The organism is Nonomuraea sp. NPDC000554, from assembly GCF_040300065.1.
GTDB lineage: Bacteria > Actinomycetota > Actinomycetes > Streptosporangiales > Streptosporangiaceae > Nonomuraea.
On the sequence record NZ_JBEPDC010000026.1, the window covers coordinates 52,597 to 71,197 of the forward strand.

An 18,601-nucleotide genomic window follows, 5' to 3' on the forward strand; every position below is an offset into this window, starting at 1 on the left:
TTTCGTGAATATCTGCGTCTACTGCGCCTCCAGTCTGAAGATCGACCAGAAGTACCTCACCCTCGCCGCAGAGGTCGGCGCCGAGCTCGCCAGGCGTGGTCACACGCTGGTGAGCGGCGGCGCCACCGTCTCCTGCATGGGCGCCGTCACCGCGGCCACCAGACGGGCGGGCGGCCGCACGATCGGTGTGATCCCGCAGGTGCTGGTGGACATCGAGGTCGCCGACAGGGGCTCCGACGAGCTGATCGTCACCGCCGACATGCGCGAGCGCAAGGGCGTCATGGACGCCCGCTCCGACGCCTTCCTGGTGCTGCCCGGCGGGATCGGCACCCTGGAGGAACTGTTCGAGATGTGGACGTCCCGCGTCCTCGGCATCCACGACCGTCCCCTGGTGATCCTCGACCCGTGGGGCCTGTACGCGCCGCTGCGCCAACTGGTGGAGAACATGTACGAGGAGGGCTTCACCAGGGCCAACGTCTTCGACGCGATCTCCTGGACGGCCACGGTCGACGACGCGTTCAGCCACCTGGAGCGCAGGGCCAAGCCGGTGCGTCCGAGCGTGGCGGAACTGGGCGAGGCCGCGGGCTGACAGGGCGGCGAGATGGGTCCGGAGAGGTACCGGTCGGGGTAAGTGCGGGGCTCGTGCCTCGATGGTATGAGTACGATGCCAATGTGCTGGTCGTACTCGCCATCGCCGCGCTCGCCATCCTGGCCGCCGTGGTCCTGGTCTCCCTGGGCAAGGGCGGTGAGCTGACCGAGTTCCCGCCGGACGTGCCACCCCTCGACCTCCCCGAGCCGGGGCAGCTCACGGCCGTCGACTTCATGGCGCTGCAGCTGCCGGTGAACCTGGTGGGCTATCACACGCAGAGCGTCGACGAGACCCTGCGCAGGGCCGCGAACGCGATCAGCGCCCGCGACACCCGGATCGCCGTGCTGGAACAGCGGGTCTCCGAACTGCTGTCCGCCAGGCTGTACGCCCGCCAGGAGGTCTACGCGGCCCCGGGCAGCGGCCCGCGCACCGACCACGAGCCTGAGGCTCCCGCCGCGCCGAGAGAGCTCCCGGAGGACGGCGACCCGGAGCCCGAGGCCGTCGGCGACGAGCCTGAGCCTGCGGTCGCCGACGGCGGGTCCGCGCAAGAAGAGGAGCCCGTGCGCGCCGCGCTGGGCAAGGACGGGGACGAGCGTTCGTGACGGATGTGATCCGCTGCACCTGGGCCGGCATGACCGACCCGCTCTACATGACCTACCACGACGAAGAGTGGGGCAAGCCGGTCACCGGCGACGACCGCGTCTTCGAGCGGGTCAGCCTGGAGGCGTTCCAGTCGGGTCTGTCGTGGCTGACGATCCTGCGCAAGCGGGAGAACTTCCGGGCGGCCTTCGACCGGTTCTCCATCTCCAAGGTGGCCGCCTACACCGAGCAGGACGTCGAGCGGCTGCTCGGCGACCCCGGCATCGTGCGCAACAGGGCCAAGGTGGAGGCGGCGATCAGCAACGCCAGGGCCGCGCTGGAGCTGCCCGACGGGCTGTCGGACCTGGTCTGGCGGTACGCCGACCCCGGCTCGCCGGTCCCCGTGGCCATGGCCGACATCCCCGCCGTCACCCCGGCGTCCAAGGCGCTGGCCAAGGAGCTGAAGCAGCACGGGTTCAAGTTCGTCGGCCCGACCACGGCGTACGCGCTGATGCAGGCCATAGGCCTGGTCAACGACCACATCAAGGGCTGCGTGGCCCGCGACGGCGGCGTCGTCCCGGCCGCGGGCTGACGGCGGCACGCGCCGGTTCAGCGGCCGTGGAACACCGGGCGCTCCTTGGCCAGGAAGGACCTGGTCGCGTCCAGGTGGTCCTGGGAGGCCGCGCAGGCGTCCTGCAGGTCCGCCTCCAGGGCCAGCGACTCCCGCAGCGGGTGCGCCGCCGCGAAGGCCAGCGCGCGCTTGGTGGCCGCGTAGGCCAGCGTCGGCCCCTGCGCCAGCCGCACGGCCAGCTCCTGGGCCGTCTTCAGCACCTCGTCGGCGGGCACCACGCGGGTGACCACGCCCAGCTCCAGCGCGCGGGACGCGTCGAGCGGCTCGCCGAGCAGCATCAGCTCGGCAGCGCGGCCGGGGCCGACCAGCCGCTGCAGGGTCCAGGAGGCGCCGGAGTCGGGGGCCAGGCCGATCCCGGCGAACGCCAGCGCGAACCTGGCCTTCTCCGAGGCGATCCGCAGGTCGCAGGCGAAGGCCAGGGACGCGCCCGCCCCCGCCGCGACCCCGTTGACCGCGGCCACGACCGGCTTGGCCATGGTGGTGATCAGCTCGACGATCGGGTTGTAGTGCTCGCGCACGGTGTTGGCCAGGCCGCGGCCCGCCTTCAGGTTGGCGGCGTGCTCGCGCAGGTCCTGGCCCGCGCAGAAGGCCCGCCCGGAGCCGGTGAGCAGCACCGCCCTGACCTCCGGCGACTCCGCCGCGCGGCGCAGCGCGTCGAGCAGGGCCGCCTTCACCTCGGCCGTCAGCGAGTTCATCGCGTCGGGCCGGTCGAGCGTGATGGTGGCGACGGCGTCGGTCACGTCATAACGGATCACATGTACTCCCTGTCGACGAACGCGGCGGCGGCGGGCAGCAGGCGGGCGGCCTCCTGCTCGAAGTAGGCCCTGGCCTTCTCCCCTGGCCAGCCGGGTGGCAGCAGTTCGGGCGGCAGGCCGGGGTCGCGGAACAGGAAGTTGCGCCAGCCGTGCACGAGCTTGCTCCTGGTCGCGAACACCTGGTCGGGCGGGGCCCCGTCCGGCAGCCCGGCGACCAGCGTGACAGCCTCGGCCAGCCACAGCTCGTACGCCTCGCCGATGGCCGTCAGATCCCACGCCCGCGCGACCAGTTCGCGCGGGTCGCCCTCCAGCGCCGCGTCGAACCTGTCGGCGCGCACGCCCTCGGCCTCCAGCAGGTTGTCGAGCTCGATCGAGGAGCGCGGGCCGATCCAGGTCGTCTCCGACAGCGCCGCGTAGCCGAGAAAGGTCAGGTCGGCGCGGATCCGCTCCCTGCGCGGGCGGTCCTTGACGGGCTCGAACACGATCAGGTGCCACCTGCCGCGCCAGCTCAGGGTTCCGGCTCGGTAAATTCTCAGCGCCGCCTCGTCCAGCCGTCTGACGCACTTCGGCGTGAGCCCGTAGCCGGCCCCCTGCGGCAGCCGCACCGGACACAGCCAGCCCTGCCTGACCATCCGCGAAACGGCTGTCCGCACGGCCGGAGGCGCGATGTCCAGCGCTTTCATCAGACGCACGAGCGCGGCCACGGACGCCTGCCCACCGCGCGATCGCAGGTGGTCCCCGTACAGGTCGAACAGAGCGGCACGAGCATGCACGAAGTCCAGTTTGGACGTCTTCGACCCCCTCGACAACGCATTCTGGGAGGAGATCGTTACCCATGAGGGCTCTCGATGCGGGAGAATAGGACATCACAGAAGACGTGAATGCGCCGACCACCCCCTACGGGCGGTCGAAAATCGCGGGCCGCGGGAGCCCAAGGCAGGAAGGGATGCACGCATGGCGGCGATGAAGCCGCGGACCGGCGATGGTCCGCTCGAGGTCACCAAGGAAGGGCGCGGCATTGTCATGCGGGTCCCTCTGGAAGGTGGCGGCCGGCTCGTCGTGGAGATTTCCGCCGACGAGGCGAAGGCGCTCGGCGAGGCGTTGAAGAACGTCGTCGGCTGAGAGTTCCCGAGACAAACGGTGTTCCACGACCCTGGCGTTCCGTCCGCGCCAGGGTCGCAGACGTTCGAGGAGACGTTTCGTGCCCATTGAGACCACTGCATCGGTGGTCGCAGAGGTTCCCGCCGACGCCGAGCTGCTCGCCGTCCCGTACAACCCCGACCTGCGCCCCGGCTTCGACCTGCACCTGCACGTGCCGGTGTCCGACCTGCTCGCACACTACGACTCCAAGGGGGAGGCCGGCGAGATCGTCGAGGTCCCCGTGGCGCGGGGTGGCGGCGTCGGCCGGGTGCTGCTGTACGGCGTCGGCGACGGCTCGCCGCGCGCCCTGCGCAAGTCCGCGTCCGCGCTCACCCGCCGGGTCAAGGGCCGCGACGGGCTGGTCGTGGTGCTGCCCGAAGGCGACGCCGCCGTCTTCGCGGAGGCCGCGCTGCTCGCCGCGTACACGTTCAGGATCGGCGCGCCGGGCAAGAGGCCCGTCCGCGAGCTGACCTTCGTGACCCCCGACGAGCAGCCCGTACGCCGTGCGCAGCGGGTTGCCGAGGCGGTGGCGCTGGCGCGCGACCTGGCCAACATGCCCTCCTCCACGAAGAACCCCGCCTGGCTCGCGGAGCGCGCGGCCGAGCAGGGCGTCCCGGTCCGGGTGTGGGACGAGGAGCAGCTCCAGGCCGCCGGATTCGGCGGCATCCTGGCCGTCGGGCAGGGCTCGGCCAACCCGCCGCGGCTCATCCAGCTCTCCTACACGCCCGACGAGCCGACCGACCGCCACGTCGTGCTGGTGGGCAAGGGCATCACGTTCGACTCGGGCGGCCTGTCGCTCAAGCCGACCGAGAACATGAAGACGCAGAAGACCGACATGGCGGGCGGCGCCGTGGTGATCGCGGTGCTCGGCGCGCTGGCCGAGCTGGGCGCGCCCGTGCGGGTCACCGGCCTGGTCGCCGCCGCCGAGAACATGCCGTCCGGCACGGCGCAGCGGCCCAGCGACGTCATCACGCACTACGGCGGGCGCACGGTCGAGGTGCTCAACACCGACGCCGAGGGGCGGCTGGTGCTCGCCGACGCGCTCGCCTACGCCGACGCCGAGCTGCACCCCGACGCGGTCGTCGACATCGCCACCCTCACCGGGGCGATCAGCGTCGCGCTCGGCCGCAACATCGGCGCCGTCTACGCCTCCGACGACGCGCTCGCCGGCCAGCTCGTCGAGGCGGGGCGCGACAGCGACGACCGGCTGTGGCGGATGCCGCTGATCGACGACTACGCGCCGGCGCTCGAGTCGCAGGTCGCCGACCTGAGCAACGTCGAGGCCGGGTCCACCTACGGCGCGGGGTCCATCACGGCGGCGCTGTTCCTGCGCGAGTTCGCGGGCAAGCGGCCGTGGGCGCACCTCGACATCGCGGGCGTCGGCAGGAGCACGGTCGACGAGGGCACGCTCAGCAAGGGCGCGACCGGGTTCGGAGTGCGGGTGCTGCTCGACTGGCTGACCCGCCGCTGAGGCGTCCCCGCCCAGGAATGCCCGCCCCGCGGTCAGGGGCGGGCAGGCCGGTTCAGTCGGCGGTCTTGACGGCGGCGAGCAGGCCGTCGCCCAGAGGGATGAGGAGCGAGCGCAGGCGGTCGTCCGCCTGCACGAGCTTGCCCACCTCGCGCAGCGCCACCGTGTCGGGGTCGCGCTGCGACGGGTCGGCGACCCGGTTGTGCCAGAGCACGTTGTCGAAGGCCACCACGCCGCCCACGCGCAGCAGCCTGACGGCCTCGGCCAGGTAGTCGGCGTACTCCTGCTTCGCGCCGTCGGCGAAGACCATGTCGTAGCCGCCGTCGGAGAGCCTGGGCAGCACGTCCAGGGCCCGGCCGGTGATGAGCCGGACCCGCCCGCCCGAGAACCCGGCCTCGGCGAAGGCCTGCCTGGCCAGGCGCTGGTGCTCGGGTTCCACGTCCACGCTGGTCAGCGTCCCGTCTGGACGCATGCCGCGCAGCAGCCACAGACCCGACACCCCGCACCCCGTGCCGACCTCCACGATCGACCTGGCGTTGACGGCCGTGGCGAGGAAGCAGAGCGCGGCCCCGCCTCCGGGAAGGATGGGCGGGGCACCCATCTCCAGCCCGCGCTGCCGCGCCGCGTGCAGGATCTCATCCTCATGATGGAACTGCTCCGCATAGGCCAGAGTGGCCTCTACCGGACTGGTCATCGGCCTCCTCCCCCCACTTTCGTGCGATTGGTCACCGATCGCAGCCTAGGGGAGTCACGCCGGGACGGGAACTCTGGAGCACCCCGAGGCGTTGCAGGTTTAAACGGGCTTTGCCGGTCCGGAAGGCAGTCAGTGCGCACGAAGGGACGAAACCAGGCACTATGGCGGTAGCGGTGGTCCCAGAGAGAGGAGTTCTGGTGGACGAAAGCGACCACCAGACCGATACTCCCGTGTCGTCCGAATGGACGCCTCCCACATGGGAGGAGGTCGTGCGGACGCACTCCGCACGCGTGTATCGGCTTGCCTACAGGCTTACCGGCAACGTCCATGACGCCGAAGACCTCACACAGGAGGTCTTCGTCAGGGTTTTCAGGTCCTTGTCGAGTTACACCCCCGGCACGTTCGAGGGGTGGCTGCACCGGATCACGACCAACCTGTTCCTCGACATGGCGCGGCGCAAGCAGCGCATCAGGTTCGAGGGGCTGGCCGACGACGCCGCCGAGCGGCTGCGCGGTCGTGAGCCGTCGCCGCAGCAGGCGTTCGACGACGCCCATCTCGAACCGGACATCCAGGCGGCGCTCGACGCGCTCGCGCCTGAGTTCCGGGCCGCGATCGTGCTGTGTGACATCGAGGGCCTGTCGTACGAGGAGATCGCGGCCACGCTCGGCGTCAAGCTGGGCACGGTCCGGAGTCGTATCCATCGTGGCCGGGCGCAGTTGCGGGAGGCGCTCGATCATCGGGCCCCCCGTAGTTCCCAGTTCCCCCCGCCAGCATTCCCGTCGGGGACCCGTGGGGAGGAAGTCTGATATGTCGCATCTTGGTGAACGTGTATCCGCGCTCGTCGACGGTGAACTCAATCACACCGAACGCGAGCGCGCCCTGGCCCATCTGACCTTCTGTGGCGACTGCAGGCGTGAGGTGGAGTCGATGCGGGCGCTGAAGTCGCGCCTGCGGTCGCTCGACGGCCCGGCGATGCCGGCCGACCTGACGATGTCGCTGCTGCGGATGGCCGAGCCTGGTGGCCCGCTGCCCCCTCGGGAGCGGCCTTTCCCTACCAGGACGTTCGGAGGGGTGCCGCTCCCAGGGCCGCACAGCATCGCCCCTTTGGACAACCGCCCTCGCAGGGACGCCACTGGTGGAGCATCGGGCCCTGGTCGAGGGGGTAGACGGCGCAGCACGTACGTGGCGGTCGGCGTGGTTTCGGCGGCCGTCGCGCTCGGCACCTTCTTCGCGGCCTCCGGGGTCGGCCAGACCACGAACGCTCCGCCGGTCGAGCTGTTCCACCCGGCGCCGCGCACGCCCGCGACGCCGCCCCCGACCGCCACGCCCTGACGCAGGCACGCGCGGGGTGCTCTCGCCTGGGATACTCGGGATGGCGTAGTCGCCGACGTCAGGGGCATACGATCTGGGTTCGGGATTTGTCAGGAGATTGTGGCAGGTTTTCCTACCTGTCCGGAATTTCGTTGACAATCGCTTTACGACTCTCGTATGCCGCCGACGCCAGGATTGCGGTGTCCGAGCAAGGAGTGGTGAGATCTAGATGACCGACGAGACGCGCCCCGACGATGGACGCACGCCGTCGGACTTGCCCGAGCCACAGGGGCGGCCGGACTTCCTGCCCTCGGACGAGCAGCGAGAGCAGCCCGGCCGGCGGTCCGAGACGGTCTCGTCCGAGTGGGGCGACCCGTCGGGCCGTCCCGCCTTCGGCGCCCAGGGCTCCCCGGACGACCGCACACGCCCGTCTGACGACCCGCACCGCGGCAGGCCGCCCTACGGCGCCCCAGACTCGTTCAGCGCTCCCGGTTCCTTCAGCACTCCGGACTCCTTCGGCAGGCCGGACTTCGTCGGGCACACGCCCGGTGACGCCGCCCGCGGGAACCCTCCCCACGACAACTCGACACGCGTGTTCGAGAACCCGTCCTTCGGCGGTCCCGCCGGGCCGCCGCCTCCGAGCAACGCGCTCGGGATGGGCGCGGGCTGGGCGCCGCCTCCCGCGCACGGTGCAGGCCCGTCCGGGGCCGCGGCCGGCCGCCGGGGGCCCAGCACCGGAGTGCTGGTCGTCGTTGCCGTCATCATCGCCCTGGTGGCCTCGCTGGCGGGCAGCCTCGGCACGTACCTGCTGACCAGGTCGTCCGGCAGCACCGACCCGAACTACAGCCTCGGGCCCGCCCCCACGGGCGCCACGAACCGGCCGCCGGACTCGGTGGCGGGCGTCGCAGCCAGGGTGCTGCCCAGCGTGGTCTCGCTGGAGGTCGGCAACGGCAGCAGCACCGAGGGCGCGACAGGCTCCGGCTTCCTGATCAAGGACGGTTACGTGGTGACCAACAACCACGTGGTCGTCATGGCCGCCAAGGGCGGCGAGATCCGGATCATGTTCAACAACCGCAAGACCACCACCGGGCGCATCGTCGGCCGCGACCCCGGCTCCGACCTGGCCGTGGTCAAGCCCGAAGAGACCTTCGGCACCCCCGAGATCACGCTCGGCAACTCCGACCAGGTGGTCGTCGGCGACCCGGTCATCGCGATCGGCTCCCCGCTGGGCCTCACCGGCACGGTCACCACGGGCATCGTCAGCTCGCTCAACCGTCCCGTCATCGCGGGCGACGAGAGCGGCACCAGCACCGAGGAACCCGCCTACATCAGCGCCATCCAGACCGACGCCGCCATCAACCCGGGCAACTCGGGCGGCCCGCTGGTCAACGGCCGAGGCGAGGTCGTCGGCGTGAACTCCGCGATCGCCACCCTCAGCCGCAGCGTCACCAGCCAGAGCGGCAGCATCGGCCTCGGCTTCGCGATCCCGGTCAACCAGGCCCGGCGCGTCGCCCAGGAACTCGTCACCACCGGCAAGGCCAAGCGTCCCAAGATCGGCATCGTCCTCGACAAGGACTACAAGGGGCCCGGCGTCCGCATCGCGTCCGACTCGGTGGAGGGCCGCCCGCCCGTCGACGCCAACGGGCCCGCCGCCAAGGCCGGGCTCAAGGGCGGCGACGTCATCATGGAGCTCGACGGCCTGCGCCTGCAGGACGGCAACGAGCTCATCGCCCTGATCCGCAGCAAGGCGCCCGGCTCCAAGATCAGTGTGAAGTACCAGCGAGCAGGCCAGGAACGCACCGCCACCCTGACCGTCACCGCCGAAGGCGACCCGGCCCCCACCCCGTCCTGATCCCTTGTGCCCGGTGGGGGTTCTGCGAGCTGAGTGGTCCTTGCGGCGGTGAGGGGTCTTGCGGGCGGGCTTTCCGTTCCGGCGTGAAGATCTTTTACGGCAGGCAGGGGAAGACCCGCCCGCCGACCGTGGCCGGTGGCGTTCCAGGGGTACGGTCACCGGCCGCACGCCCGGCCCGCCGTGACGAGACGGTGAGACCATCTGAGCGGTTCGTGGTCATCCGGGGGGCGGAGGGCCTACCCATCCATGAATGCCTTTAGTCTGGAGGAGACCGGGGTTGTCCTCGGAGCGACTGGACTGCGGTAGGAGCTCACGGTGTTCGGACTCGGGTGGATGGAGGCAGGAGCGCTGATCGTCATCGCGCTGCTGGTCTTCGGTCCCGACAAGCTGCCCCAGGCGGCCTCACAAGCAGGCAAAACGCTGCGCAACCTGCGCCGGATGGCCAACAACGCCCGCGACGACCTGCGCGCGGGCCTTGGGCCTGAATTCCAGAACTTCGACCCGAACGACCTCAACCCTCGGAACTTCGTCCGCAAGCACCTTCTGGACGACCTCGAGGACGACTGGAACAACACCCCGCGAAGCCTGGAGCCCGCCACCGCCCCGTACACCCCGGAGCCGGTGGACGAGCTCGGCTACGGCGAGCTCCCGCCCTACGACTCGGAAGCCACCTGACGCCACGCTCCGGATTCGCCGGCAGGGCAGGAGTCTTCCTCGTCCGACGCCGCCTGGCGGGCGGTGGGTAAGCGCACACCTGAATGACATCGGCCCCAAGAAGCTTCTTCTTGGGGCCACTTTCGTGATGAAGGCGATCCGGCGGAAAGCCGCACGGAGACGATCGCCGGTCCTGTCGTGAAGACAGGTCGGGCCCGCTCGAGATGAGCGGGCCCGAAACCAGTGCCTCGGTTCAGTGGCGGGTCGGGGCGAGGCCGAGTTGGAGGCCCTTGATGCTGGAGGAGCGCTTGCTCAATGCTCCGGCGATCTTGTCGAGCTCCATCGCCGCCGGCGAGTCGGGGTCGGTGAGGACCAGCGGCTTGCCCTCGTCGCCGCCCTCGCGCAGCCGCAGGTCGATCGGCACCTGGCCGAGCAGCGGCACGCGGGCGCCCAGCGTGCGCGTCAGCGCGTCGGCGACCGTCTGGCCGCCGCCCTCGCCGAAGACGGAGATGCGCTCGTCGCAGTGCGGGCAGGGCAGCCACGCCATGTTCTCGATGACGCCCGCGATCTGCTGGTGGGTCTGGGCGGCGATCGAGCCGGCCCGCTCCGCCACCTCGGCGGCGGCCATCTGCGGGGTGGTGACGACCAGGAGCTCCGCCGACGGCAGGCGCTGCGCCACCGAGATGGCGATGTCGCCGGTGCCCGGAGGCAGGTCGAGGAGGAGGATGTCGAGGTCGCCCCAGTAGACGTCCGCGAGGAACTGGTGGAGCGCGCGGTCGAGCATCGGGCCGCGCCAGACCACCGGGGTGTTGCCTTCTGGCTTGAACATGCCGACCGAGATGACCTTGATGTCATGCGCCACCGGCGGCATGATCATGTCCTCGACCTTGGTGGGGCGCTCGGAGGCGCCGAGCATGCGCGGCACGCTGTGGCCGTAGATGTCGGCGTCGACGATGCCGACCTTGAGCCCGTTGGCGGCCATGGACGCCGCCAGGTTGACCGTCACGGACGACTTGCCGACGCCGCCCTTACCGCTCGCCACGGCGAAGACCCGGGTCAGCGAGCCCGGCTGGTTGAACGGGATCTCCTTCTCAGGGCCCCGGTTGCCGCGCAGCTTGGTCTGGAGGGCCTTGCGTTGCTCGGTGCTCATGACGTCGAGCTCGACCTCGACGCCCGTGACTCCGTCGAGGTTGGAGACCGAAGTGGTGACGTCGCGGCGGATGGTGTCCTTCAACGGGCAGCCGGACACCGTGAGGTAGATGCCCACGCGCACGGCACCGTCGGGCGCGATGTCGACGCTCTTGACCATGCCGAGGTCCGTGATCGGACGACGGATCTCGGGGTCGATGACGGTGGCGAGAGCGGCCGTCACCTGTTCCTGGGTTGGTGCCATCGAAGTCTCGGCACGAGGGAGTGCCGTCCCTCCTTTGTCGGTATATGTATGACAGGCGCTGCACGCCAGTGGAGATGCCCTCCATGGTATGAACCAGCGGTGCAACCCGGTTAATCCGAGCCTTTTAGGTGTCCGTGCAACGTCTTAAGGTTACTCCGTGACTCTTCTGGGCGACGAGGGCCTGACCACCGAGGAGCTGACGGTCTGGCGGATGCTGCAGCGCGCCCAGGTGCGGATCACCCGCCATCTGGAGGCGGAGCTGCTCGTCGCCCATGACCTCCCGCTGGCCTCCTACGACGTGCTCATGCAGCTCGCCGAGGCCCCGGAGCGGCGGCTGCGGATGAACGACCTGGCGGGCCGGGTGCTGCTCTCGCGCAGCGGTCTGACCAGGCTCATCGACCGGCTGCAGCGCGACGGGCTGGTGGCGCGCGAGGCGTGCGCGAGCGACGCGCGGGGGCTGTTCGCGGTGCTGACCGACGCGGGCGCGGACCGGCTGGCCGAGGCCACGCCCACCTACCTGCACGGGATCAGGAGCCAGTTCCTGGACATGCTCGGGCAGGGCGAGCTCGGCCAGGTCCGGGCGATGCTGGCGAAGCTGGACCTCACCTCCTGAGGTCCTCCGCCAGCTGCTGAAGCTCCGAGCGCAGGTAGTCGCGGGTGGCCACCTCGCCGACGGCCAGCCTGAGCCCGGCGATCTCGCGGGTGAGGTACTCGATCTCGGCCTGGTTGCGCCGGTCGACCTCACGGTCGTGCTCGTACTGGACGCGGTCCCTGTCGGACTGCCGGTTCTGGGCCAGCAGGATCAGCGGCGCGGCGTAGCTGGCCTGGAGCGACAGGGCGAGCGTGAGGAAGATGAAGGGGTAGGGGTCGAACCTGAGGGGCGCGGGCAGGACGACGTTCCACACCATCCAGACCATGACGAACACGGTCATGTAAACGAGGAAGCGGGCAGTGCCGAGGAAGCGGGCGAACCGTTCCGCCCAGCGGCCGAACACCTCCGGGTCGTAGTGCGGGCGCAGCGAGCGCCGCAGGGCCCTGGGCTGGTCGAGGCGTTCAGTCGTCATGGATCACTCTTTCTCGCCAGTCCTCGGGAAGCAGGTGGTCGAGCACGTCGTCGACGGTGACCGCGCCGACGAGCCTGCCCAGTTCGTCGACGACCGGCGCCGCCACCAGGTTGTAGTTGGCCAGGTAGGACGTGACCTCCTGCAGCGGCAGCTCCGGCCTGATCGGGTCGAGCGCGGTCTCGATCACGCTGCCCAGCAGGGTGGACGGCGGTTCGCGCAGCAGCCGCTGGAAGTGGGCCACGCCCAGGAAGGCGCCCGTCGGGGTCTCGGTGGGCGGGCGGGTGACGTAGACCTGGGCGGCGACGGCGGGCGTCAGGTCCTGCTGCCGGATGTGCGCGAGCGCGTCGGCCACGGTGGCGGTCGGCGGCAGGATCACCGGCTCGCTGGTCATCATGCCGCCGGCGGTGTCGTCCGGGTAGGTGAGCAGCCGCCGCACGGGCGCCGCCTCGTTGGGCTCCATCAGCGCGAGGAGCCTGGCGGCCTGCTCGGCGGGGAGGCCGTGCAGCAGGTCGGCGGCGTCGTCGGGGCCCATCTCCTCCAGGACGTCGGCGGCCCGTTCGGGCTCCAGCTTGCCGAGGATGCCGATCTGGTCGTCGGGCGGCAGCTCCTCCAGGACGTCGGCGAGCCGCTTGTCGTCGAGCGCGTGGGCGATCTCGACGCGCCGCTTGGCCGGCAGTTCGTGCAGGGCGCCGGCCATGTCGGCGGCCCGCAGCGACTCGAACGCGGCGATCAGCCCTGCGGCGCCCTGGTCCTGCTGCAGGATGTCGAAGCCGGACACCTCGCTCCAGTCGAGGATCCGCATCTCGCGCCGCCTCCTGCCCCGGTAGGCGGCGATCTTCGTGACGTGCCAGGCCGAGGGGCTGGTCTCCTCCATGGCGACGTCGTGGACGGTCATCGGCTCGCCGCCGACCTGGACGGTCAGGTCCAGCATCTCCCCGATGACGAGGGTCTCGGTGGTGCGCTTCTCGAACCTGCGCATGTTGATGCGTCCGGTGAAGACGACCGCGCCGGCCTCGATGCCGCGCACCCTCGTGATGGGCAGGAACACGCGACGGCGCGGCTGCATCTCGACCACCATGCCGTGCACGTTGGGCGGCAGGTGGTCGTGCAGGCCGACCACGACGTCCCTGATGCGGCCGATCTGGTCGCCCGCGGGGTCGAAGATCGGCGTCCCGGCCAGGCGGGCCACGAAGATCTTCACTACAGCAGGCTAACAGTGCTGGGGCATTGCGCTCTGGACGCTGGTCGTGTCAGTATCAAACCCGTTTAATGGTAATTACCCGAATGGTGTGGCTATGAGGTATACGGGACTGGCCGTCGCGTTTGTGTCGGCTTGTTGCTTCGGGTTCTCGGGGCCCATGGCCAAATACCTGATCGCCGCCGGCCTCACCCCGATCGAGGCGGTCTGGGCCAGGATGGCGGGCGCGGGCCTGCTGCTCCTCGCCGTGCTGGCGGTGGCCAAGCCCAGCGCGCTGCGCATCCCGCGCTCCCGGCTGCCGTTCCTCGTGCTGTACGCGGTCGTGGCGGTCGCCGGGGTGCAGTCACTCTATTTCGTCGCCATCACCCGGCTGCCGGTGGGGGTCGCGCTCCTGCTGGAGTTCATGGCGCCGGTGATGGTGGTGCTGTGGGTCCGGTTCGTCCGCAAGGTGCGGCTGGCCCGCGCGGCCTTCGTCGGCGCGGTGACCGCCGTGGTGGGGCTGGCCATCGTGGTGGAGGCGTGGCAGGGGCTCCGCCTGGACGCCCTGGGGCTGCTGCTCGGCCTGGTGGCGGGCGCGTGCTGCGCCGGATATTTCCTGATGAACGATAGTTTCGGGGACGACGTGGACCCCCTCGGGCTGATCGCCTGGGGCATGACGGGCGCCGCCGTCGTCCTGCTGCCGTTCTCGCGGCCGTGGAACATCCCCTGGCAGGCGTTCACCGTCCAGGCCACCCCCGAGGGCGGGCAGACGCTGCCGGTGCTGGGCGCGTACCTATGGATGGTGCTCATCGCCACCGTGGCGGCCTACATCCTCGGCGTGAACGCGGTCAGGCGGCTGTCGGCGGCGGTGGGAGCGACGGTCGCCTCGCTGGAGGTCATCGGCGGCGCGGTGGTGGCCTGGGCGCTGGTGGGCGAGACGCTGGGCCTGTTCCAGATCGTGGGCGGCCTGATCGTCCTCGTGGGCGCGCTGCTCGCGCAGACGGCCACCTCCGCCGCCCCGGTGCCGTCGCTGGAGCCGGAACCGCAGGTCAGAGCCGGGGTGTGAGCCGCAGCACGGTCGACTCGCGGGCCCAGCGGTCGGTGAGGTGCTCGCTGTCGGGGGCGTTGAGCCGCTCCTTGGCCAGAGCGGCCACCGCCTCCGCCTCGGCGGCCTGGTCGACGACGTGCACGTCGGCCTCGAAGTCCGCCAGCTGGGCGCCGTTGTCCTTGCTGCGCAGCGTCACCCGGACGGTGCCGAGCCGGTCGAGCCCGGGCAGGCGCTGCTCGCCTCCGCCGGTCACCAGATAGATCGCGCCGTCGTGCCAGGCGTGCCAGGCCAGGCGCGGACGGTCGAGGCCGACCCAGAGGACGCCCGACTTCTTGGCGCCCTCCTCGATGACCGCGCTGGTGTCGCTCACGACCCCGACTGTAGCTTCGAGCCATGCGCATCGGCCACCTACTCGCCTCAGGACGCAGCGCGGACGTCTACGCCCTCGACGAGGGCCGAGTGCTGCGCAGGTACCGCTCCGGCCACGACGCCACCGGTGAGGCCGTGCTGATGGCCCACCTGTCGGCCAGCGGCTTCCCGGTGCCGCGCGTCCATCCGGGCGGCGAGGCCCGCACGGACCTGGTGATGGATCGGCTGTCCGGGCCGACGATGGCGCAGGCACTGCTGTCGGGGTCGATGGCGGCCGAGGAAGGCGGCGAGACCCTCGCCCGGCTGCTCGGCCACCTGCACACCGTCCCCGCACGGGCGGGGAACGGTCCTGGAGACCGCATCCTCCACCTCGACCTGCATCCGGAGAACGTCCTGCTGACTCCGGAGGGGCCGGTCGTGATCGACTGGTGCAACGCCGAGGAGGGGCCGCCCGGCCTCGACTGGGCCATGTCGGCGCTGATCCTGGCCCAGGTCGCCGTCGCCGCGGCGCCGGAGCGCGCCGCGGCCGTGCGTGCCGTGCTCGTGTCCCTGCTGGAGAACCGCGGCACCGAACCCGGCGGGCACGTCGGTGAGGCCCGCGCCAGGCGGGCCGCCGACCCGAACCTCACCCGCGACGAGATCGACCGCCTTGACGAGGCGGTGGCCCTCGTCCGAGCCGGGCTCGGGTGAGAGCGCGGCGCGGACGGCTACGCCCTCGACGGGACGTTCACCTGGCAGGTGAGGATGCGGGCCTGCTGCTTCGTCTCCGCCTCCTGCTGGTCGTAGGTCGGGGTGGCGCAGAGGAACAGCGTGCGGCCGTCCTCGCCGCCCAGTGCGCAGGCCACCAGCTTGAGGTCGCCGGTGCCGACCTCGTCCACGATCTCCCCGCCCTCGCGCACCCGGACGGCCCGGTTGCCGCCCGCGTCGGCCACCCACAGCGCGCCCTCGGCGTCCAGCGCGATCCCGTCGGGGGCGATCTGGCCGGGAGCGCCCTCGGGGAGCGCGAAGTCCGCCCACACACGCCGGCCGGTCAGGGAGCCGTCGGGCCGGATGTCGAACGCGGTCAGCCGCGGCGCCCAGGACTCGGCGACCACGAGGGTCGAGCCGTCGGGCGTGATGACCGCGCCGTTCGGGAACGCCATGTCCTCGGCGACCACGGTCACCGCGCCGTCGGGGTCCACCCGCACCAGGTTCGTGGGGCCCATGGTGGTGAAGTCGATGCCACCGACGTAGGCACGCCCGCTCGCGTCCACCACCATGTCGTTGGCCATCCCCCCGACGTGGGCGGACAGGTCGGCGTGCTCGGTGGTCCGCCCGTCGCGCACCCGCAGGAGCCTGCTGTCGCGCATGGAGACCACCAGCAGGCTGCCGTCGGGCAGCCAGCCCAGCCCGGACGGCGACCCCGGCACCTCGGCCACCACCTCGGCGTCGCCGTCGAGGGAGATGGCCGTGACCCGGTAGCGCCAGAAGTCCGACACCCACAGGCGGCCCTCGTGCCAGCGCGGCCCCTCGAAGAAGGCGCCGCCGTCGATCAGGGTTTCCAGCTTCATGCCGCTCTCCTCGTCGTGGAGCGCCCCTTTCGGGCGCGTCTCACGGGGGACGTCGCAGCCGTGCGACCGGTCTCGACATCCCTGACGAAGAATTTCCGCGCGAGGCGCCCGGAGGGAGAGCGGTAGCTCAGGAGCGGTAGGAGCGGCGGTGCAGCTCGCGCACCTGCTGGGCCAGCTCGGGCGCCGGCCCGTCCACCTGGGCGCCGGGTACGACGTCGCGGATCGGCAGGGTCCGCACGGGCGGCGGGGGCGCGCCCATCTCGCTCAGCCAGCCCGCCAGCTGCTCGGAGGACGCGGCGTAGACGATGCGGCCCAGCCCCACCCAGCCGTGCGCGGCGGCGCACATCGGGCAGTGCTCGCCGGACGTGTAGACGGTGGCCACCGCCCGCTCCTCGGGGGTGAGGTGCGTGGCGGACCAGCGTGCCAGCTCGAACTCGGGATGGCGGGTGTGGTCGCCGCCCGCCACCCGGTTGTGGTCTTCGGCCAGGACGGTCCCGTCGCCGGAGACGAGGACCGAGCCGAACGGCTCGTCGCCCTCCTCCAGGGCCTCGGTCGCCAGTTCCACGCAGCGGCGCAGGTGGCGCAGGTCGGTCTCGTCCACCATGACGGGCTCCTCACATGCGATCTTCGAGGCCATGCTAGCCAGCGGATGGACGAGAACTCGATTTCCGCCATCGGGTGAAAGGGGGTGTGCCGATCCCGAGAAACGGAGCCCGAGCTTGATGACCGATACCGAACCGGACGACGCGGAGGTGATCGACCGTGCCCGGCGTGACCCTGCCGTCTTCTCCGTGCTGTTCAACCGGCACGCTCCCGCCCTCCACCGTTACGTGACCCGGCGTCTGGGCGACTCGCTGGCCGACGACGTCGTGGCCGACACGTTCCTGGCGGCCTTCCGACGGCTCAAACGCTACGACACCGCCCACCGCGACGCCCGCCCATGGTTGTACGGCATCGCCGCGAACCTCATCGGCACGCACCGCCGCGCCGAGGTCAGGGCGTACCAGGCGCTGGCCAGAACCGGCGTGGACGAGGTGGCGGAGAGCTACGCCGACCGGGTGGAGGCCCGGGTGTCGGCCTCGGCGGCGCACCGTGAGCTGGCGGGGGCGCTGGCAGTGCTGTCGCCCGACGACCGCGAGGTGCTGTTGATGGTCGCCTGGGCCGACCTCAGCTACGAGGAGGTGGCGCGGGCGCTCGGCATCCCCATCGGCACGGTGCGGTCCCGCCTCCACCGTGCCCGGAGAAAGACCCGTGAAGCCCTGGGCGGAACGGATCCGTCCGCTGTCGAACCGGAAGGCAAGGAGGTCACTCGTGGATGAGCTGAAGCTGCTGAGCGAGATGCGGGCGGACGCGCCGGAGCCCGATGCGGAGCGGCTGCGCTCGCTGCGCGCCCGCGCGCCGAAGCGCCGGCGCCGGTTCTGGCTCGCGCCCTCCCTGCTGGCGGCGGCGACGGCCGCGACGGCGGTGGCGGTCGCCATGTCCGGCCCGCAGTCTCACGCTGTCCGGCCGACGGTGACCGCCGAGCCCCGGCCGGTGAGCGCCGAGACCGTGCTGCTGCGGGCCGCTCAGGCGGCGGAGCGGCGGCAGACGCCCGAGACCCCCCGTCCCGATCAGTGGATCTACCGGAAGGTCGCCGTCAAGGAGGCGGACGGGTCCGCGGCCAGAGTTCAGGAGGTCTGGCTGCGCTACGACGGCACCCGCGAGGCCGTGCGCGTGGGCGACGGACGTCTCGAGACGAGGAAACTCGCCCCGGGCCTGTCTCCCAGCAGGTTCGCGGCCAAACTGGCCCAGCTGCCCACCGACCCCGGCGAACTCCTGGCGCAGGTCAAGAGTGACCCGTACTGGGCGACCAGGTCGGCGGAGCGCCCCGACGAGCGCGCCTACCGCGCGCTGGCGATCTACCTCGACCACGACGTCCCCGTGCCGCCCAAGCTCCAGGGGGCGATGTACCGCGCCCTCGCCCAGATCCCTGGTGTCCGGGTCGACAGCGGCGTACAGGACGTGTCGGGCAGGACGGGCATCGGGCTCGCGTACGAGTCGGGCAGCGCGGGCACCTTCGGGACGGACCGCGACTCCGCGGGGCAAGTGATCTCCCGGACCTATCTCATCCTCGACCCCACGACCTACCAGCTCCTCGGCATGCGGGTGGACTACCTGAAAGACAAGATCGTCCGGGATCGGGTGGCCTTCCGCGCCGGAACCACGTACGCGACCGCGAACCTCGCCGCGGGCGTCGTCGACCGGCCCGGTGACGTCCCCCGGTAGCCGCCGGAGGAACGGCCGGGGTGGCGGCCGCCCGGCCGGGACGAGCCACTAGCGTGTGCCGC

Annotated in this window: 23 protein-coding genes; 14 read left to right on the forward strand and 9 right to left on the reverse strand. The window is 71.3% G+C overall.

What is annotated here, in order from left to right:
- The first annotated feature begins 4 nt into the window (after positions 1-4).
- The 3 genes from ABT294_RS37555 to ABT294_RS37565 all read left to right on the forward strand — a co-directional run bounded on the left by ABT294_RS37555 (position 5) and on the right by ABT294_RS37565 (position 1,760).
- Positions 5-589, forward strand: a complete 585-nt coding sequence (locus tag ABT294_RS37555; protein ID WP_350811169.1) for an LOG family protein — start codon at positions 5-7, stop codon at positions 587-589.
- 83 nt (positions 590-672) lie between these two features.
- The gene (locus ABT294_RS37560) at positions 673-1,191 is read left to right on the forward strand and encodes a hypothetical protein (protein WP_350811170.1); all 519 of its coding nucleotides are present in this window, start codon (positions 673-675) and stop codon (positions 1,189-1,191) included.
- Positions 1,188-1,760, forward strand: a complete 573-nt coding sequence (locus ABT294_RS37565) for a DNA-3-methyladenine glycosylase I (RefSeq protein ID WP_350811171.1) — start codon at positions 1,188-1,190, stop codon at positions 1,758-1,760. The genes ABT294_RS37560 and ABT294_RS37565 overlap by 4 nt, the downstream gene beginning before the upstream one ends.
- Before the next feature lie 17 nt (positions 1,761-1,777).
- Here the strand turns inward: ABT294_RS37565 and ABT294_RS37570 are convergent, their stop codons facing one another.
- Together ABT294_RS37570 and ABT294_RS37575 are read right to left on the reverse strand one after the other, a co-directional pair.
- Positions 1,778-2,554: an enoyl-CoA hydratase-related protein gene (locus ABT294_RS37570; protein ID WP_350811172.1), complete on the reverse strand. Its 777-nt coding sequence runs from the start codon at positions 2,552-2,554 to the stop codon at positions 1,778-1,780.
- Positions 2,551-3,327 (reverse strand): PaaX family transcriptional regulator, encoded by a 777-nt coding sequence (locus tag ABT294_RS37575; RefSeq protein ID WP_350811173.1) that lies wholly within the window; start codon positions 3,325-3,327, stop codon positions 2,551-2,553. The genes ABT294_RS37570 and ABT294_RS37575 overlap by 4 nt, the downstream gene beginning before the upstream one ends.
- Positions 3,328-3,508: 181 nt before the next feature.
- Here ABT294_RS37575 and ABT294_RS37580 point away from each other — a divergent pair, with 181 nt between their 5' ends.
- Together ABT294_RS37580 and ABT294_RS37585 are read left to right on the forward strand one after the other, a co-directional pair.
- Positions 3,509-3,676 carry a DUF3117 domain-containing protein gene (locus tag ABT294_RS37580; RefSeq protein ID WP_020545024.1) on the forward strand — a complete coding sequence of 56 codons (168 nt, stop codon included), beginning with the start codon at positions 3,509-3,511 and terminating at the stop codon, positions 3,674-3,676.
- A 79-nt stretch (positions 3,677-3,755) separates the two neighbouring features.
- Entirely contained in the window at positions 3,756-5,165 is a 1,410-nt protein-coding gene (locus ABT294_RS37585) for a leucyl aminopeptidase (protein ID WP_350811174.1), read from the forward strand.
- Between the two features lie 52 nt (positions 5,166-5,217).
- Here the strand turns inward: ABT294_RS37585 and ABT294_RS37590 are convergent, their stop codons facing one another.
- Entirely contained in the window at positions 5,218-5,856 is a 639-nt protein-coding gene (locus tag ABT294_RS37590; protein ID WP_350811175.1) for an O-methyltransferase, read from the reverse strand.
- Between the two features lie 161 nt (positions 5,857-6,017).
- Here ABT294_RS37590 and sigE point away from each other — a divergent pair, with 161 nt between their 5' ends.
- The 4 genes from sigE to ABT294_RS37610 all read left to right on the forward strand — a co-directional run bounded on the left by sigE (position 6,018) and on the right by ABT294_RS37610 (position 9,694).
- Positions 6,018-6,662 carry an RNA polymerase sigma factor SigE gene (gene sigE / locus ABT294_RS37595; protein WP_350811176.1) on the forward strand — a complete coding sequence of 215 codons (645 nt, stop codon included), beginning with the start codon at positions 6,018-6,020 and terminating at the stop codon, positions 6,660-6,662.
- Position 6,663: 1 nt separating this feature from the next.
- Positions 6,664-7,188: an anti-sigma factor family protein gene (locus ABT294_RS37600; protein WP_350811177.1), complete on the forward strand. Its 525-nt coding sequence runs from the start codon at positions 6,664-6,666 to the stop codon at positions 7,186-7,188.
- 208 nt (positions 7,189-7,396) lie between these two features.
- On the forward strand, positions 7,397-9,019 hold the full coding sequence (locus ABT294_RS37605) for a S1C family serine protease (protein ID WP_350811178.1): 1,623 nt from the start codon (positions 7,397-7,399) through the stop codon (positions 9,017-9,019).
- Between the two features lie 315 nt (positions 9,020-9,334).
- The gene (locus ABT294_RS37610; RefSeq protein ID WP_350811179.1) at positions 9,335-9,694 is read left to right on the forward strand and encodes a sec-independent translocase; all 360 of its coding nucleotides are present in this window, start codon (positions 9,335-9,337) and stop codon (positions 9,692-9,694) included.
- 232 nt (positions 9,695-9,926) lie between these two features.
- Here the strand turns inward: ABT294_RS37610 and ABT294_RS37615 are convergent, their stop codons facing one another.
- Positions 9,927-11,066: an Mrp/NBP35 family ATP-binding protein gene (locus ABT294_RS37615; protein WP_350811180.1), complete on the reverse strand. Its 1,140-nt coding sequence runs from the start codon at positions 11,064-11,066 to the stop codon at positions 9,927-9,929.
- Between the two features lie 157 nt (positions 11,067-11,223).
- Here ABT294_RS37615 and ABT294_RS37620 point away from each other — a divergent pair, with 157 nt between their 5' ends.
- A complete protein-coding gene (locus tag ABT294_RS37620) occupies positions 11,224-11,679 on the forward strand; it encodes a MarR family winged helix-turn-helix transcriptional regulator (protein ID WP_350811181.1) in 456 nt (151 codons plus the stop codon).
- On the opposite strand, the gene ABT294_RS37625 is transcribed toward ABT294_RS37620, so the two are convergent.
- Complete coding sequence (locus ABT294_RS37625; RefSeq protein ID WP_350811182.1) at positions 11,669-12,130, reverse strand: DUF1003 domain-containing protein; 462 nt, start codon at positions 12,128-12,130, stop codon at positions 11,669-11,671. The genes ABT294_RS37620 and ABT294_RS37625 overlap by 11 nt on opposite strands.
- Positions 12,120-13,331 (reverse strand): magnesium transporter MgtE N-terminal domain-containing protein, encoded by a 1,212-nt coding sequence (locus ABT294_RS37630; protein ID WP_350811183.1) that lies wholly within the window; start codon positions 13,329-13,331, stop codon positions 12,120-12,122. The genes ABT294_RS37625 and ABT294_RS37630 overlap by 11 nt, the downstream gene beginning before the upstream one ends.
- A 94-nt stretch (positions 13,332-13,425) precedes the next feature.
- On the opposite strand from ABT294_RS37630, the gene ABT294_RS37635 reads away from it, so the two are divergent.
- Complete coding sequence (locus tag ABT294_RS37635; protein ID WP_350811184.1) at positions 13,426-14,373, forward strand: EamA family transporter; 948 nt, start codon at positions 13,426-13,428, stop codon at positions 14,371-14,373.
- Here the strand turns inward: ABT294_RS37635 and ABT294_RS37640 are convergent.
- Entirely contained in the window at positions 14,357-14,725 is a 369-nt protein-coding gene (locus ABT294_RS37640; protein ID WP_350811185.1) for a hypothetical protein, read from the reverse strand. The two genes, ABT294_RS37635 and ABT294_RS37640, sit on opposite strands and share 17 nt — an antisense overlap.
- A 23-nt stretch (positions 14,726-14,748) precedes the next feature.
- Here ABT294_RS37640 and ABT294_RS37645 point away from each other — a divergent pair, with 23 nt between their 5' ends.
- The gene (locus tag ABT294_RS37645) at positions 14,749-15,414 is read left to right on the forward strand and encodes a phosphotransferase (RefSeq protein ID WP_350811186.1); all 666 of its coding nucleotides are present in this window, start codon (positions 14,749-14,751) and stop codon (positions 15,412-15,414) included.
- 17 nt (positions 15,415-15,431) lie between these two features.
- On the opposite strand, the gene ABT294_RS37650 is transcribed toward ABT294_RS37645, so the two are convergent.
- Together ABT294_RS37650 and ABT294_RS37655 are read right to left on the reverse strand one after the other, a co-directional pair.
- Complete coding sequence (locus ABT294_RS37650) at positions 15,432-16,274, reverse strand: SMP-30/gluconolactonase/LRE family protein (protein ID WP_350811187.1); 843 nt, start codon at positions 16,272-16,274, stop codon at positions 15,432-15,434.
- 127 nt (positions 16,275-16,401) lie between these two features.
- The gene (locus ABT294_RS37655; protein ID WP_350811188.1) at positions 16,402-16,878 is read right to left on the reverse strand and encodes a nucleoside deaminase; all 477 of its coding nucleotides are present in this window, start codon (positions 16,876-16,878) and stop codon (positions 16,402-16,404) included.
- Between the two features lie 118 nt (positions 16,879-16,996).
- Here ABT294_RS37655 and ABT294_RS37660 point away from each other — a divergent pair, with 118 nt between their 5' ends.
- Both ABT294_RS37660 and ABT294_RS37665 read left to right on the forward strand, forming a co-directional pair.
- Complete coding sequence (locus tag ABT294_RS37660; RefSeq protein WP_350811189.1) at positions 16,997-17,593, forward strand: RNA polymerase sigma factor; 597 nt, start codon at positions 16,997-16,999, stop codon at positions 17,591-17,593.
- A complete protein-coding gene (locus ABT294_RS37665; protein WP_350811190.1) occupies positions 17,586-18,539 on the forward strand; it encodes a CU044_5270 family protein in 954 nt (317 codons plus the stop codon). Before ABT294_RS37660 ends, ABT294_RS37665 begins: the two co-directional genes overlap by 8 nt.
- Positions 18,540-18,601 lie beyond the last annotated feature (62 nt).

Coding starts and splice junctions, on each gene's coding strand:
- ABT294_RS37580 (WP_020545024.1), top strand. CDS start 3,509: ATGGCGGCGATGAAGCCGCGGACCGGCGATGGTCCGCTCGAGGTCACC.
- ABT294_RS37650 (WP_350811187.1), bottom strand. CDS start 16,274: ATGAAGCTGGAAACCCTGATCGACGGCGGCGCCTTCTTCGAGGGGCCG.
- ABT294_RS37660 (WP_350811189.1), top strand. CDS start 16,997: ATGACCGATACCGAACCGGACGACGCGGAGGTGATCGACCGTGCCCGG.
- ABT294_RS37605 (WP_350811178.1), top strand. CDS start 7,397: ATGACCGACGAGACGCGCCCCGACGATGGACGCACGCCGTCGGACTTG.
- sigE (WP_350811176.1), top strand. CDS start 6,018: ATGGCGGTAGCGGTGGTCCCAGAGAGAGGAGTTCTGGTGGACGAAAGC.
- ABT294_RS37655 (WP_350811188.1), bottom strand. CDS start 16,878: ATGGTGGACGAGACCGACCTGCGCCACCTGCGCCGCTGCGTGGAACTG.
- ABT294_RS37645 (WP_350811186.1), top strand. CDS start 14,749: ATGCGCATCGGCCACCTACTCGCCTCAGGACGCAGCGCGGACGTCTAC.
- ABT294_RS37625 (WP_350811182.1), bottom strand. CDS start 12,130: ATGACGACTGAACGCCTCGACCAGCCCAGGGCCCTGCGGCGCTCGCTG.
- ABT294_RS37600 (WP_350811177.1), top strand. CDS start 6,664: ATGTCGCATCTTGGTGAACGTGTATCCGCGCTCGTCGACGGTGAACTC.
- ABT294_RS37615 (WP_350811180.1), bottom strand. CDS start 11,066: ATGGCACCAACCCAGGAACAGGTGACGGCCGCTCTCGCCACCGTCATC.
- ABT294_RS37590 (WP_350811175.1), bottom strand. CDS start 5,856: ATGACCAGTCCGGTAGAGGCCACTCTGGCCTATGCGGAGCAGTTCCAT.
- ABT294_RS37635 (WP_350811184.1), top strand. CDS start 13,426: ATGAGGTATACGGGACTGGCCGTCGCGTTTGTGTCGGCTTGTTGCTTC.